Source organism: Microbacterium sp. (genome assembly GCF_047607465.1).
In the GTDB taxonomy this organism is placed as follows: Bacteria; Actinomycetota; Actinomycetes; order Actinomycetales; family Microbacteriaceae; genus Microbacterium.
This window is the reverse complement of record NZ_JASGCY010000061.1, coordinates 1-14,251: the sequence shown is the minus strand read 5'-3', so window position 1 is coordinate 14,251 and position 14,251 is coordinate 1. Positions and strand designations below refer to the sequence as shown.

Genomic DNA, 14,251 nt, shown 5'->3' with positions numbered 1-14,251 from the left:
ATGCAGACGGAACACGGGCATGCAGACGGAGCGCCGTGATGGCGACCGGAACCCAACCTGGTCGACTGCGAGTTCACGTCTCCACCCGCCGACGCCCCCGCTGGGCGGCGAGGGCCCCATCTGTGCGTCCCGTCTGCATGTCAGAATCCCGTCTGCATGCCGAGATGGCCGGAACGGACATTCCGAAGGAACACGGGCATGCAGACGGAGCGCCGTGATGGCGACCGGAACCCAACCTGGTCGACTGCGAGTTCACCTCACCGACCGACGGCCTCCTCGACCAGCCCGGCGAGGTCGGCGGCGGTGTATCCCGGCCACCCGTGAAGGCCCGCGGTCCACGATGTCGGCAGCGCCGACGCTCCGAACACGGCTCCGGCCAGGGACCCGGCGATCGCGCCGACCGTGTCGGTGTCGCCGCCGCCGCGGATCGCCCGCTCCACGGCATCCGTCAGCGACGTCGCTCCTTCGACCGCGGCGAGCGCCCCCTGGAACGCGCGCACGACCCAGCCGTTGGCGTCCTGGAAATCCCGCGGATGCGCGCCGGAAGTCTCGTCGATCAGCCTCTCCCGGCGACCGGCCCCGGCGCGAACACCGGCCGGTTCTCATCGTCCGGCCAGCCGCCCGTGGGGCGCGGGGTGTGATCTGCGTTCATCGAAGCATCCTTCCGTGGGAAGGGCACGAGTGCCCATCGACTTGCCCGCACGCGATCGCGCCGAGCCGGTTCTTCCCCTGGGGCACCCCGCTCGATGGAGGAGGGTTGCCGTGCAGCCGGCCAGGTACCGATGACTGCAGCTCTTGAACCTGATCAGGAGAGTAGCAGAGCCCGCCGACAATGAGGTCGACGGGCTCTGCACGGCGTCACGGCTGGACGAACACCTCATCGGCGAGCATCCCGGGCCGCACCCGGATCGTGACGGTCTCGCCGTCGGGCACGAGGAACGCGACCGAACCGGTGACCGAACCGCCCGTGTACAGCTCGTCGAGGCTGAAACCGTCGGCGAGTACCGCCAGCGAGTCGAACGAGCCGATCACATTGCCCGATCCGGTCAGCAGGTCGACGCCCACCTCGGCGGCGTACGACGACTCAGCGCCGGTGTACGTGACGGTGTAGTTCACGATCTCGTAGTGCGAGCCCGCGGTCGGCTCGTCGTTGAACATGTTGCCCGATGCCACCGTGGCGTTGCCGTCAGGCGTGTAGCTGTTGACGACCACGGTCCAGTCGTCGCTGCTGATCGCAGACGTCAGCGGGTAGGGGTTCTCGCGGGTTCCCCGCTCGGCTGCCGGCTCCTCGGCCTCGTCGGCGGGGGCTGCCGCATCGTCGTCGACGGGTTCGGATACAACGACCTCACCGCTGCCGAAGGCCTCGTTCGCCGCGTTCGCGACCACCGCGAAGAACACGGCGAATCCGACGATCGTCCCGATGACCGAGAGCACCAGCCCGACGATGCCGAACCACTTCTTGTCGCCCTTCAGGAAGAGCGACACGATGCTCAGCACGAACGCGATCGGCAGCAGGATCCAGCCGACGATGAGCGCCCCCGGTATGCACGCGAACAGGAACCCGATCGCGGCTGTGCTCAGCGCCACGAGCGCGAGCACGTTCAGCTTCTTCGGCGGCGTCGCCGCCGTGCCCGGGGGCACCGGCAGCGCGGGCGCCGGCGTGCCGTACGGGGCGGCGCCGTTCACGGGCGCGTCGATCGGAAAGCCGGGGGCCGGCGTCACGGAGGGCGGAGCGACGTCGGGCGCAGGGCCTGCGGGCGGGGTGGGAATGGACATGTGATTCTCCTTCGGAGAGAGTGCGTGAAGCACCGGCCTGCCCCACGACGGATGCCGAGGGGAGCCGGACCGCAGGCGCGACGAGTAGCGCCCTGAATCGGGCGGCATCCGACGTGTTTCCCCTCGTGGTGCAAGGTCCTCAGGACCGGCTGAGAAGAACTGTAGGGAGGGGGTCGGACATCGCGGTATATCCGGACTCGCCGAGTGCTCGGCGCCGCGGCCCGAACGTGTAAAGCTCCTTGCACTGAAGCGTGGACGTGTAAAGAATCTCTCGACTTTTTCATCAATCACGCGTTCATGGAGATCCTCGTCGCCGACGGTGCGCAGTCGGCTGGTCCGGACGACATCCTGTTCTGATCCGGGATCAAAAAAACAAGCTACTTGACCCCTTCTATGGCAAAAGAAGCAGTACAGGTTAATTCTTGCATGGCGTTCTGCTCCGCGATTTGGTGCGGATGCCGCCGCGGGCGGATACTCATGACATCCGCGCCGCACGATCCCGACGCGGGGAATCGACATGAACCCGACTCCTTCGCACGCGCCCGGCATGGCCGTTGCCGTCATCGGCGCCGGTCGCCTCGGTACAGTGCTCGCCGCCGCCCTACGGGCCGAAGGGTTCGACGTCACGGGTCCGCTCGGCCGCGACGAACAGGCGCCCGAGGTCGACCTTGCGATTCTCGCGGTTCCTGACGCCGCGATTGCGGATGCCGCCGCCGCGGCGAGGCGCACTGCGACCAAGATCGCCCACGTCTCCGGCGCGACCGGCCTCGAGCACGTCGATCTCAGCATCCATCCGCTCCAGACCTTCACGGGCGCCGAGCCGCCCGAGGTGTTCCACGGACTCGGCGCCGCCGTCGACGGCCGCACCGGTGACGACAGGGCCGTCGCCGAGCAGCTCGCCCGCGCCCTCGGCATGATCCCGTTCACGGTGACCGACCGCGCGACCTATCACGCGGCAGCATCCTTCGCCTCGAACTTCGTGCTGGCAGTGCTCGACGCCGCCGAACGTCTTGCGACCGCCGCCGGCGTCGAGAACCCGCGCGAGATCCTCGCCCCGCTCGCCCGGCAGTCGGTCGAAAACTGGGAGCGGTGCGGTGCGCAGAAAGCCCTCACCGGTCCCATCGCCCGCGGCGACGAGGCCACGGTCGCCGCCCAGAGAGCAGCATCCGGAGAGCACCGAGACCTCTTCGACGCCCTCGCCACCGCCACCCGAGCCCTGAAGGACCGCGCATGAGAATCCTCCGCACGATCGCCGAGGTCCGCGCGGCGGTCCGAGATGCCAAAGCGCAGAACAAGACGGTCGGCCTCGTCCCCACGATGGGCGCCTTCCACGAAGGGCACCTCTCCCTCATGCGCCGCGCGAGGGAGGACAACGGCCTCGTCGTCGTCTCCCTCTTCGTCAACCCGACCCAGTTCACCCCGAACGAAGACCTCAGCACCTACCCGCGCGACGAGGAGCGCGACGCCGCGCTCGCCGAGGCGGAGGGCGTCGACATCCTCTTCGCTCCCGAGCCCGCCGAGATCTACCCAGACGGGTTCGCCACGAACATCCACGTCGCAGGCCTCACCGACGTGCTCGACGGCGCCCGTCGAGGCGCGCACCACTTCGACGGCGTCGCCACGGTCGTCACGAAGCTCTTCGGCATCGTTCGTCCCGACGTCGCCTATCTCGGCCAGAAGGATGCTCAGCAGGTGCTGGTCGTGCGCCGCGTCGTGCGCGATCTGGACCTCGACGTCCGCATCGTGGCCTGCCCGACCGTCCGCGAGAGCGACGGGCTCGCCATGAGCTCGCGCAACGTCTACCTCGATGCGGATGCGCGGCGGCGGGCCACCGCGCTCAGCCGGGCGCTCGACGCCGCGCAGACACTGCACAAAAGCGGGGAGCATGATGCCGACAGCATCCGCTCCGCCGCCCTGGCGGTGCTCGCCGACGCCGGAATCGACCCGGAATACCTCGAACTCCGCGACGCCGAGACCCTCGAACCCGTCGAGACGACCGACGGCGACACCCTGATCGCCGTCGCCGCCCGCGTGGGCGCCGCCCGCCTCATCGACAACCACGTACTGAAAGCGAGCAGCTGATGCGACGCACCATGCTGAAGTCGAAGATCCACCGCGCCACCATCACAGGCAGCGACCTGAACTACGTCGGATCCATCACGATCGACCCCGACCTGCTCGACGCCGCCGACATCCTGCCCCACGAGCAGGTGCACGTCGTCGACGTCGACAACGGGGCGCGATTCGTGACGTACACCCTCGAGGGGGAGCGCGGAACAGGCGTGATCCAGGTCAACGGCGCCGCCGCCCGCCTCGTGCACACCGGCGACACGATCATCGTCATCTCCTACGCCGACTACTCCCGCGAGGACCTCGAGCACTACGCGCCCGCGGTCGTGCACGTGGACCGTATGAACGCGATTGTGCGCATCGACGATGCCGTCGGAGAGCTGGTGAGCGCATGAGCGCGCACGCCGCCCCCACGAAACGGCTCACCCTGGGCGATCTCGCCGCGAAGAAGCAGGCGGGCGAGCCGATCGTCATGGTGACCGCCTACGACTACCCGGGCGCGCAGATCTCCGAGGCCGCGGGCGTCGACATGGTGCTCGTCGGCGACTCCGGCGCGATGACCGTGCTCGGCTACGACTCGACGGTCCCCATCACGATCGACGAGATGCTCATGCTCACGAGGGCAGTGCGCCGGGGCCTTGACCGTCCGCTGCTCGTCGGCGACCTGCCGTTCGGCTCCTATGAGGCCTCCGATGAGATCGCCCTCGCCACCGCGCAGCGCTTCGTGAAGGAGGCCGGCGTCGATCTCGTCAAGATCGAGCGCGGCGGCACCACGGTCGACCGGGCGAGGGCGCTCGTGAATGCGGGCATCCCAGTGGTCGGCCACGTCGGACTCACCCCGCAGACCGCCACCGCTCTCGGTGGCTACCGCGCCCAGGGGCGCACCGCCGAGGCGGCCCTCTCCGTGATCGACGACGCCCTCGCGCTGCAGGCCGCCGGCGTCTCGCTGCTCGTCGTCGAGGCCGTGCCCTCCGAAGTCACCGCCGCGCTCATGCCGCTGCTCGAGATCCCCGTGATCGGGATCGGGGCAGGAGCGGATGCCGACGGGCAGGTGCTCGTGTTCCATGACCTTCTCGGCATATACGCCGGGGGAGCTGCGAAGTTCGTCAAGCGCTATGCCGACCTGCGCACGGCCGCCGTCGACGCGATCGCCGCCTATGCCGACGAGGTGCGCGAGGGCGTGTACCCCGGACCCGAGCACGGATATCGGATGCCGGAAGGCGAGGCCCAGCGGCTGCAGGAGCTCCTCGACGCGCGGTAGGGCGCGGCGGCGGATGCCGGCGCTGCGGATGCCTGCAGACCCGGGCCGAGGGCCCGATCCCTGGCCGGCTCTACTCGGGGATGTCGTTGAGCGTCTTCTCGACCGACCGGAGGCGATCGTCGATCCCGTCGAGTCTGGCGAGCATCCGTTCGTTGGTCTCGGCGTTCTGCGCCAGCGCCTGCGCGAGTTCGGATTTGCGGCCGTTGACAGAGTTGACCACGGTGATGATGACGCCGGCAGCGATGCCGGCGAGGACGATCCAGACGAACCACGGGATGTATTCCATCTACTCTTCTCCCTCGATGTCTCGTGCCGCGACGGCGGCGACGATGGTTTCGGCGTCGATGACGATCTCGAAAGGGGCGAGGGAGAAGTACTTGAGCGCTTTGCCCTCGGCGCCGAGCTCGAGGCTGCCGGTGACGAATCCGGCCTCTTCGAGCTTGGCGAGGTGCATGTAGAGCAGTGGGCGCGACATTCCGATCCTGCGTGCGAGCGCGCTCACGTGCAGCCGTTCCTCTGCGAGGAGCGCGATGATCCGCATCCGCTGATCGCTCGCGATGGCGGTAAGCCGGGTCGCGAGTCCGATCGGTGGTTGCGTGGCCGTCACTTCCACACCTCTCTAAATGTGTAATAAAAAACTTACACATGGGAGGTGCTGCTGTCAATGCCACGCTGGCGTGGTACTGCTACACCTTCCTCAGCGCGCTGCTGGAATTGACGGATGCTGATTCGGTGCCGTCTGCATGCCAGAATCCCGTCTGCATGCCGAGATCGGCGGAACGGGCATTCCGATGGGAAATGGGCATGCAGACGGAACGCGTTCCCGGCAAAGAACCTCTTGACTCGGCATCCGCTCTGCCATAACGTACAACCAAATGGTTGCACAACGAGAGCTCAGTGAGGAAGAGGTCGACCGTGTCTTTCATGCACTGGCGACGTCGACCCGACGCGACATCCTGCGTCGGACGATCGAGCGCGAGCAGTCGGTCTCGGCCCTCGCCTCCGAATACGAGATGTCGTTCGCGGCGGTGCAGAAGCACGTGGCCGTCCTCGAAGCCGCAGAACTCATCATCAAGCGCGCCGAGGGGCGCGAGCGGCTGGTCCGCGCGAACCCCGAGATGATCGCCCGCGCCCGCATCCTGCTCGCCCGATACGAAGAACTCTGGCGTGCCCGCATCGCCCGACTCGACGACCTGCTCGCCGAAGATCGCTGACGATCACTGACCCCCGAACAAGGAGCATCCGATGCCCGTCACCGACATCACCACAGATCCCGAAAACCTGACCATGACGATCACGGCAGACTTCCCCGTACCCGTCGAACGGGTCTGGGCGGCCTACTCCGATCCGCGCCAACTCGAACGATTCTGGGGGCCCCCAGGCTGGCCTGCCACGTTCAGCACGTTCGACCACTCCGTCGGCGGGCGAGCCCGCTACACAATGAACGGCCCACGCGGTGAAACCGAGTCCGCTGCCTGGGAGTTCATCGCCATCGACGAACCGCACAGCTTCTCCGTGCTCGACATGTTCGTCGACGACGACGGCAACACCGTTGACGGGATGCCCTCGATGCGCATGGAGTTCAGCTTCGAAGCATCCGCCGCTGGCACCCGTGCGGTCACCCGCGTCTTCTTCGAGTCGGCCGAATCGCTCGAACAGGCCGTGTCGATGGGCATGGTCGAGGGCACCGCAATGGCGATGGCCCAGATCGACGCTGTGCTGGCTGACCTCCGCGAGCTCGCGCAGGGCAAAGGCACCGTCGTCGAGCTGCTCGATGACACCCACGTGCGCATCACCCGCCTCGTCGAGGGGCCGCGCGAGCTCGTCTGGCGCGCCTACAACGAGGAGGAGCTGGTGCGGCAGTGGATGCTCGGGCCCGACGGGTGGGAGATCACCGAGTGCGTCATCGGCACTGAGCCAGGGCAGCGCCACCGCACCTCCTGGGCACCTGTCGGCGACACCGAGGGAGAGCCCTTCGGCTTCGAGGGCGAGGTGCTCCTCGTCGACGCGCCGCGCCGCGCTGTCACCACCGAGCGGATGCAGGGCACCGAAGGCCCCGAGACGCTCAACGACCTCAACCTCTACGAGGAGGACGGCGCCACCCTCATCACGGTGCTCATCGAGTACCCCGACAGGGAGACGCGCGACATGATCCTCGCCACCGGCATGGCCGACGGCATGGAGGCGTCGTACGCCCGGCTCGAGCACGAGGTGCTCCGGTCCGCCGGGCGCTGAGTGCAGGAGGGCCGGACCCCGAAGATCCGCCCCTCCCTGCGCTCGGGTAGACCAGCGTCAGATCAGCCGGCGCAGCGCCTCTTCGAGCGTGACGCCCTGCGCCTCGGCGAGGTCGGTGAGGCGGGCACGCTCATCGCCGCTGAGGGCGATGCGCAGCTCGATCGGGTCATCCGCGGGCTCGTCGTCGAGACCCTCGAACAGATCGGATGCTTCGGCCCAGAGCGGCTCTGCCTGAATCGGGGCGGGGGACGAAGCGGATGCCGCGCTCGCGGCGACCGCGGAGCCCGCCGTCTCGGCGTCGACCCTGGCGTCGTCGTCCGCAGAGCCGTCCCACCCGGATCCCGCCCCGGTCGGCACGGATGCGGCGACTGCCGCTCCGGCATCCGCTCCCCTGGTGAAGCCGGGTCCTCGTTGCGGTGCCTGCTTCTTCTGGTAGGCCTTCGCTGCCGCGTTCGCGCGCTCATCGGCGGCCTCGTTGAGCGGATGCCCCGCGTGCCCCTTCACCCAGGAGAACTCGACGTCGCGCCCGCGCATCGCCTCGTCGAGCGCCTCCATGAGGTCGCGGTTGAGCACGGGGCCGCCGTCGGACTTGCGCCAGCCCTTGCGCTTCCACCCCGGCATCCACTTGGTGATCGAGTCGATCACGTACTTGCTGTCGCACTCGATCCTGAGCTTCTCGTCGGTGCCGGCGGTCGCGCGCAGCAGTTCGAGCACGGCCTGCAGCTCGCCCTGGTTGTTCGTTCCGTGGGGAGACCCGCCGGCCGCCCAGTTGTCGTCGTCGATGTACCAGGCCCAGCCGTTCGGGCCGGGGTTGCCGAGGGCGGAGCCGTCAGCGGCGGCGGTGATCGTCATCCCTCCACCGTATCCGGGGCCGGCGACAGCATCTGCCGGCGTCCTGTTCTCCCGGCCTGCATTCTGCAGGGGATCCGTGGACATGCACGGTATCTGAGTCGGAATCACCCTGCAGAAGTGCGAATCCACTGCAGGATGCCGCCGAGAAGCAGGATCTCGCCGGAGACGTCGTCTGGGTCGACCGCGGCGTCTCGAAGGACCGCATCACGTTCTCGGGCTACTGGCGGCTGGGCGAGGCGCGGGGGTAGGGCGCCGCCTCAGGAGGAACCGAAGAGTCCGTTCTGAGGGATGCGCAGTTCCGAGCCGGCGTGCTGCTGGCCGGTGCAGATGCGGTAGGCGTGCGTCGTCCGGAACGCGACCGCCGCGAGGAATCCCGGGGCTCGTCCGGATTGGTGCACGCGTCCGACGCTGCGGTCGAAGTCAGTCCTCCGGCTCGCCGGTGGCGGCATCCGCGGCCTCGGGGGTCGGAGGCGCCACGGGGAACACGATCGACGTGACCGGGTTCCCGAAGGCGAGGTCGAACGCGTCGCTGCTGGGCACCTCGCCGAGCAGGTCGGCCTCGCTGCGCTCCAGCGGCTCGGACGGAAGAGCCCACTGGTTCTCTTCTTCTTCAGGTCGGTGCTGGAAAAGTCCCATGCCCCTATTGTGCGCCGCTGCGGATGCCGGTGGCCGGACTCATCGGGATCCCTCAGCGGAGGCGGCGCGCACGGCATCCACCAGCTCGCGCCACGGTCCGTCGAGCGCGGCGTCGGGCAGTTCCTGCTCCCGGCGCTCCGAGGGGGTGCGGGCGCGGATGCTCCACACGAACCGGTCGGCGCCCCTGCCGTCGGGCGCCGGTGCGTCCCAGGGACAGGAGTCGATCAGCGCGATCCAGTCGCTCGCCTCATCGGAGGGCGCCTCGACCCGCCAGCGTCGCCGGAGGCCGGCGATGCCGCCCGTGCGCACCACCGCGATCACGACCTGCGTGTCATCGCGTTCGGGTGGACGGGGCTCGCTCATCCTCCAAGACTCCCACGGTCGTCCACGCGCGTCGAGCGGCTGCCGCGACATCGGAGCTTCCGGCCTCCCCGTCCAGGGCGGATGCCGCAGCCACTGTCGCCTCGGCGAACTGCTCGAACGTGGCGGTGCTGGACAGGCCGCCCGTGAGGGTGCGATACCAGACAGTGCCTGCCCGATCCCAGGCGTTGCCGCCGAGGTCGGTGGCGAACAGCGCGAAGGCGCGGTTCGGGATGCCGGAGTTGATGTGCACGCCGCCGTTGTCCTCCGTCGTGCGCACGAAGCCGCTCATGTGGTCGGGCTGCGGGTCCTTGCCGAGCTCATCGTCGTCATAGGCGGTGCCGGGGTGCAGCATGGACCGCAGCGCCGAGCCCTCGACCGCTTCGGTGAAGATCTCGGCGCCGATCAGCCAGCTCGCCTCGGTGACCGACTGCCCCTTCAGGTACTGCTCGGTGAGGGCGCCGAAGACGTCGGCGATCGACTCGTTGAGCGCTCCGGGCTGGCCCTGGTACTCGAGGTTCGCGGTGTGCTGGACGACGCCGTGCGCGAGCTCGTGCCCGATCACGGTCGTCGATGCGGTGAAGCCGGTGAACACCTCGCCGTCGCCGTCGCCGAAGACCATGCGCTCGCCGTCCCAGAAGGCGTTGTCGTAGTCGACGCCGTAGTGCACGCTCGCGTCGAGCGGGGCGCCCGCGTCGTCGAGCGAGTTGCGATGGAAGGCCGACAGCAGCAGCTCGAAGGTCGCGCCGAGGCCGTCGAAGGCCTGGTTCACCGCCTCGTCGTCGACCGGGTCGTCGTCTTCGGCGCGGACCACGGCGCCAGGCAGGTTCTGTGTGTTCGCGGCGTCGCTGATCGTGCGGTTCGGAGCGTCGGAGAGCTGCGCCACGAGGTCGCCGTTCTCATCGATCGACAGGTCGAGGCGCGCGCGGAACGGCGGTCGACCGGCGGTCAGCGTCTGCCGGGCGGCGGCCGCGGCATCGGGGAACCGCCCGGATTCGGCCAGACGCGCCAGCAGGTAGGAGGGGATGATTCCGGGGCATCCTGCGTGACTGGTCATGCGTCGACACTACGCCTGGGGTCCGACATCGGGGTCCGGGTCTTCTCGGCTGGGGGTTCCTGGTTTTGGGTTCCTGGTTCCGGGTTTCTGGTTCTGGGTTTCTGGTGATCTCCAGAGTTCCGAGTCTCCGGGGGTCTGGGACACCGATCCCCGCGGGAGTCCCCGGGCTTCGGCTTCTGGTCACGGCCTTGGCCGCGGCTTCTCGCCGCGCGGTTTCGACCACGACCTCTGGGTCGGACCCGGCATCCGCCATCGGCTTCCGGTCGCAGTTCGTGCCGTTCAGGTGAGGGGTCGTCATGTTCCAGTCGCACTTTGTGCCGCTCAGCGCGCCGGGAAGCGGCACGGATCGCGACCGGAACGAATGGACGTCTACGGGAAGCGGCACGAATCGCGACTGGAACGGATGGACGTCTACGGGAAGCGGCACGGATCGCGACCGGAACGCACGACCGGATGCCGAGACCGGCACGGATCTCCACCGGAGCGCACGACCGGATCCCGTGACCGACACGAATCGCGACCGGAGCGACCGGAGCGGGCCCCGGCCCCGACGCCCTTACACCGGGGCGACGATCTCCACCGGGACGCCGTGGTCGTAGTAGAACGAGACGCCCTCGACGATCTGGCCGAGACCGGTGACAGTACTCTCGTATCCGTAGGGGGTCCAGTCGGCGCCGATCCACACGTTCATCGGGCTGACGGTCATCCCGAAGCTCTCGAACGGCGCCGCGCAGCTGAACACTCGCGAATCGACGACCGTGCTATCGGGGAGCGTGATCTTCTTCGAGGCCACCTCGATGTTCCACACCGGACAGGCCGCGATCGACTGCTTGAGCACGTCCCCCGCGAACGCCGTGAGCAGCGCGAGTCCTGCGGCACCGGCGACGTACTCCTCGGGATCGTCGGAGCCGATATCGCCCTTCACCCAGCCGTCGCCCTCGTTCGTGTACGCGATGTCATCGAGGTAGATTACCTCGTTATCGGGACTGCGACCGTGCAGGGCAACGTCCGGACGCAGCCGGATCTCGACCTCCTGCGGCTCGCCGCTCATGTCGGATGTCGCCTTGAACGTGCCGATCACGGGCAGCGCGTCGCTGATGCAGGTGCCGAGCGTCGTCCCGTCGACGGTGGGCTCGGTCGTGTCGATCTGCAGGCACGACGGGACGGGCTCCGGCTCCGTCGTCGGGGTGGCCTCGGAAGGCGGAGCGGATGCTGGAGCGGATGCTGCTGCGGATGCCGTATCGGTCGACTCCGCATCCGGCGGAGCGGAGCACGAGGTCAGCGCGACGACGAGGGCTGCGGCGGCAGCGGCGGCGAGCAGGCGCGGTTTCACGCCAATAAGCTACCGAAGGGCGCGACAGCGCCTGCGGACTGCGCGCCCGCTCGGAGGAATAGGCGTCCTTCGGAGGCTTCGACCGAGAACCCCCGAAGATGCTGCGTTCCTCCGGGTGGGACGCCCCCGGCATCCGCCTCTCCCTCCGGGCGCGTCGCGTAAAATCGACACAATGACCACAGGCATCGACCCGGAGGACCTCGCGACCACGCTGCGGGTCCTCGACTCCCTGCACGAGCTCGACGAAGACCACCCCGACTTCGTCGCCGTGCGCCGCGGAACGGCCAAGATGTTCAAGGCGGTCAAGCGGGCCCGCCGCAAGGAGATCCGCGACGCGATCGCCGAGGCGGACAAGGCCGTCGTCGCACGAACGGCGACGGGGGCATCCGATCGCATCGACGATGAGACCCGAGGCATCGACCTCTCGACGAGCGTCGTCGACGCGCCGATCGCGGGCGAGCTGATCAAGCCGCGCAACTGCTACATCTGCAAGCAGCCGTACACGATCGTCGACGCGTTCTACCACCAGCTCTGCCCCGACTGCGCCCGCTTCAGCCACGGCAAGCGCAACGCCCGCACCGATCTCACCGGCAAGCGCGCGCTGCTCACCGGTGGCCGCGCGAAGATCGGCATGCACATCGCCCTGCGCCTGCTCCGCGACGGCGCGCACACCACGATCACGACGCGCTTTCCGCGGGATGCCGTTCGTCGCTTCTCGGCGCTGGAGGACTCCGCCGACTGGCTGCACCGCCTGCGCGTCGTCGGTATCGATCTGCGCGACCCGGCGCAGGTCATCGGCCTGGCCGACTCGGTCGCCGCGCAGGGTCCGCTCGACATCCTCATCAACAACGCCGCGCAGACCGTGCGGCGCTCGCCGGGGGCGTACTCGCTGCTGGCGGATGCCGAGCTGCAGCCGCTTCCCGACGGGCCCCTGCCTGAGATGGAGACCTTCGGGCACACGAACGACCCGCATCCGCAGGCGCTGCAGGCCTCCGTCGACGCGCATCCCCTGCTGTCGGTCGCGGCGTTAGGCGGTACCGTCGCCGAGCAAGGCGGCCAGGCGCTGACCGCCGAAGACCTCGCACGCCTCGCGATGGCCCCCGGATCGTCGTCGCTGGAGAAGCACGCCGACGGTACGGCCATCGACGCTGGCGGCCTCGTGCCCGACGTGAACCGTGTGAACAGCTGGGTGCAGTCGGTCGATCAGGTCGATCCGCTGGAGATGCTCGAGGTGCAGCTGTGCAACACGACCGCGCCCTTCCTGCTGATCAGCCGCCTGCGTCCGGCGATGGCGGCGTCGCCGTCGCGGCGGAAGTACGTGGTGAACGTGTCGGCGATGGAGGGGCAGTTCTCGCGCCGGTACAAGGGGCCTGGACATCCGCACACGAACATGGCGAAGGCCGCGCTGAACATGCTCACGCGCACGAGCGCCGGCGAGATGCTCGAGACCGACGGCATCCTGATGACCGCCGTCGACACCGGCTGGATCACCGATGAGCGTCCGCACTTCACGAAGGTGCGTCTCGCGGAGGAGGGCTTCCACGCTCCGCTCGACCTCGTCGACGGCGCCGCCCGCGTGTACGACCCGATCGTGCGCGGCGAGGCCGGCGAGGACATCCACGGCGTGTTCCTGAAGGACTACGAACCCAGCCCCTGGTGAGGGGTTCCCCCTTTTTTTGCCTGCCGACGCCCCACCTGCGCGGCGGCGCCCCATCTGAGCGACGTGTCGCAGGTGGGGCGCGGCGGGCCAGGTGGGGCGTCGGCGGGGCGGGGCGGGCGGGCGTATCGGGAGCATATGCACAGGCGCATACGTCCCTGCAACGGCATCCGCTCTTCACTGGGAGCATAAACAACAGCCGCTCCCAGAGACAGCGACGCGTCACCGGCATGGTCGGCGCCGCGTTCCTCGCCGTCGTGATCGTCACCGCCATCGCGCTGATCGCGCAGCAGGCATCCGCTCCGGCATCCGCCGTGGTCGGAGCGGAAACGGATGCCGGGACCGGGTCGACCGCCGACGGCGGCTCGCCCGTGGACGACGGGGTGATCGATGAGGACGACGGCAGGATCGACGAGTCCGACCGGGTCTCCGTGTTCTCCGGCACTCCTGCGGTGGCCAACCTCGACGCCGAGCTGCTGGCGGCGTTGCGTGCGGCGGCGACAGCGGCCGAACGGGACGGCGTGCGCCTGCAGGTCAACAGCGGATGGCGCTCGGCCGCCTATCAGGAGCAGTTGCTGGCGGATGCCGTGGAGAAGTACGGATCGGCGGAGGAAGCGGCCCGCTGGGTCGCGACGCCGGAGCACTCGGAGCATGTCTCGGGCGACGCCGTCGACCTCGGCCCCGTGGCCGGGCAGGACTGGCTCTCGCGCCACGGCGCGGAGTTCGGCCTGTGCCAGATCTACGCCAACGAGCCCTGGCACTTCGAGCTGCGTGCGATGGCGCCGGCGAACGGCTGCCCGGAGATGTACGAGGACCCCACCGCCGACCCGCGGACGCAGCCCTGACCCCCCGCCCGCCCCCTCCTGCCCCCCGCCCCCACTCCCGCCCCGGTTTCGCGGCCGACGCCCCACCTGCGCCGCCGCGCCCCACCTGACAGACGTCGCTGCGGTGGGGCGTCGCCGGGCAGATGGGGCGTCGGCCGCGAAACCGGGGCGGGAGTGGGGGCGGGGCGAG

17 protein-coding genes and 1 riboswitch are annotated in these 14,251 nt (G+C 69.0%); of the genes, 8 read left to right on the top strand and 9 right to left on the bottom strand.

Features of this window, described 5'->3' with window-relative positions:
- Positions 1-257: 257 nt before the first annotated feature.
- Together QM568_RS08505 and QM568_RS08500 are read right to left on the bottom strand one after the other, a co-directional pair.
- Positions 258-557: an ADP-ribosylglycohydrolase family protein gene (locus tag QM568_RS08505; protein WP_415137935.1), complete on the bottom strand. Its 300-nt coding sequence runs from the start codon at positions 555-557 to the stop codon at positions 258-260.
- A 126-nt stretch (positions 558-683) separates the two neighbouring features.
- Positions 684-801: riboswitch (SAM riboswitch) on the bottom strand.
- A gap of 57 nt (positions 802-858) precedes the next feature.
- Positions 859-1,776 (bottom strand): hypothetical protein, encoded by a 918-nt coding sequence (locus QM568_RS08500; protein WP_415137783.1) that lies wholly within the window; start codon positions 1,774-1,776, stop codon positions 859-861.
- A gap of 517 nt (positions 1,777-2,293) precedes the next feature.
- On the opposite strand from QM568_RS08500, the gene QM568_RS08495 reads away from it, so the two are divergent.
- The 4 genes from QM568_RS08495 to panB are packed head-to-tail and all read left to right on the top strand — an operon-like array spanning position 2,294 to position 5,107.
- Positions 2,294-3,010, top strand: a complete 717-nt coding sequence (locus QM568_RS08495) for a DUF2520 domain-containing protein (RefSeq protein WP_415137781.1) — start codon at positions 2,294-2,296, stop codon at positions 3,008-3,010.
- Entirely contained in the window at positions 3,007-3,858 is an 852-nt protein-coding gene (gene panC / locus QM568_RS08490; protein WP_415137779.1) for a pantoate--beta-alanine ligase, read from the top strand. Before QM568_RS08495 ends, panC begins: the two co-directional genes overlap by 4 nt.
- Positions 3,858-4,241 carry an aspartate 1-decarboxylase gene (gene panD / locus QM568_RS08485; protein WP_415137777.1) on the top strand — a complete coding sequence of 128 codons (384 nt, stop codon included), beginning with the start codon at positions 3,858-3,860 and terminating at the stop codon, positions 4,239-4,241. Before panC ends, panD begins: the two co-directional genes overlap by 1 nt.
- Positions 4,238-5,107: a 3-methyl-2-oxobutanoate hydroxymethyltransferase gene (panB, locus tag QM568_RS08480; RefSeq protein WP_415137775.1), complete on the top strand. Its 870-nt coding sequence runs from the start codon at positions 4,238-4,240 to the stop codon at positions 5,105-5,107. Before panD ends, panB begins: the two co-directional genes overlap by 4 nt.
- 70 nt (positions 5,108-5,177) lie before the next feature.
- Here panB and QM568_RS08475 read toward each other — a convergent pair whose 3' ends face one another.
- The gene (locus tag QM568_RS08475) at positions 5,178-5,393 is read right to left on the bottom strand and encodes a hypothetical protein (RefSeq protein ID WP_415137773.1); all 216 of its coding nucleotides are present in this window, start codon (positions 5,391-5,393) and stop codon (positions 5,178-5,180) included.
- Positions 5,394-5,714, bottom strand: coding sequence for an ArsR/SmtB family transcription factor (locus QM568_RS08470; protein ID WP_415137771.1), 321 nt, complete (start codon positions 5,712-5,714; stop codon positions 5,394-5,396).
- Positions 5,715-5,982: 268 nt separating this feature from the next.
- On the opposite strand from QM568_RS08470, the gene QM568_RS08465 reads away from it, so the two are divergent.
- Both QM568_RS08465 and QM568_RS08460 read left to right on the top strand, forming a co-directional pair.
- On the top strand, positions 5,983-6,321 hold the full coding sequence (locus tag QM568_RS08465; RefSeq protein ID WP_415137769.1) for an ArsR/SmtB family transcription factor: 339 nt from the start codon (positions 5,983-5,985) through the stop codon (positions 6,319-6,321).
- Positions 6,322-6,352: 31 nt separating this feature from the next.
- Positions 6,353-7,342: an SRPBCC family protein gene (locus tag QM568_RS08460; protein ID WP_415137767.1), complete on the top strand. Its 990-nt coding sequence runs from the start codon at positions 6,353-6,355 to the stop codon at positions 7,340-7,342.
- A 57-nt stretch (positions 7,343-7,399) separates the two neighbouring features.
- Here QM568_RS08460 and QM568_RS08455 read toward each other — a convergent pair whose 3' ends face one another.
- From QM568_RS08455 to QM568_RS08435, 5 genes are all read right to left on the bottom strand, one after another.
- Positions 7,400-8,194, bottom strand: coding sequence for a ribonuclease H family protein (locus QM568_RS08455; protein WP_415137765.1), 795 nt, complete (start codon positions 8,192-8,194; stop codon positions 7,400-7,402).
- A gap of 420 nt (positions 8,195-8,614) precedes the next feature.
- Positions 8,615-8,830 carry a hypothetical protein gene (locus QM568_RS08450; RefSeq protein WP_415137763.1) on the bottom strand — a complete coding sequence of 72 codons (216 nt, stop codon included), beginning with the start codon at positions 8,828-8,830 and terminating at the stop codon, positions 8,615-8,617.
- Positions 8,831-8,869: 39 nt separating this feature from the next.
- A complete protein-coding gene (locus QM568_RS08445) occupies positions 8,870-9,193 on the bottom strand; it encodes a protealysin inhibitor emfourin (RefSeq protein ID WP_415137761.1) in 324 nt (107 codons plus the stop codon).
- The gene (locus tag QM568_RS08440) at positions 9,162-10,247 is read right to left on the bottom strand and encodes a M4 family metallopeptidase (RefSeq protein ID WP_415137759.1); all 1,086 of its coding nucleotides are present in this window, start codon (positions 10,245-10,247) and stop codon (positions 9,162-9,164) included. Before QM568_RS08440 ends, QM568_RS08445 begins: the two co-directional genes overlap by 32 nt.
- Positions 10,248-10,803: 556 nt before the next feature.
- Positions 10,804-11,580 (bottom strand): hypothetical protein, encoded by a 777-nt coding sequence (locus tag QM568_RS08435; protein ID WP_415137757.1) that lies wholly within the window; start codon positions 11,578-11,580, stop codon positions 10,804-10,806.
- A 172-nt stretch (positions 11,581-11,752) separates the two neighbouring features.
- Between QM568_RS08435 and QM568_RS08430 the strand changes: the two genes are divergently transcribed.
- Positions 11,753-13,240, top strand: a complete 1,488-nt coding sequence (locus QM568_RS08430) for an SDR family NAD(P)-dependent oxidoreductase (RefSeq protein WP_415137755.1) — start codon at positions 11,753-11,755, stop codon at positions 13,238-13,240.
- A 227-nt stretch (positions 13,241-13,467) separates the two neighbouring features.
- Positions 13,468-14,082: a M15 family metallopeptidase gene (locus QM568_RS08425; protein WP_415137753.1), complete on the top strand. Its 615-nt coding sequence runs from the start codon at positions 13,468-13,470 to the stop codon at positions 14,080-14,082.
- The last annotated feature ends 169 nt before the right edge of the window (positions 14,083-14,251 follow it).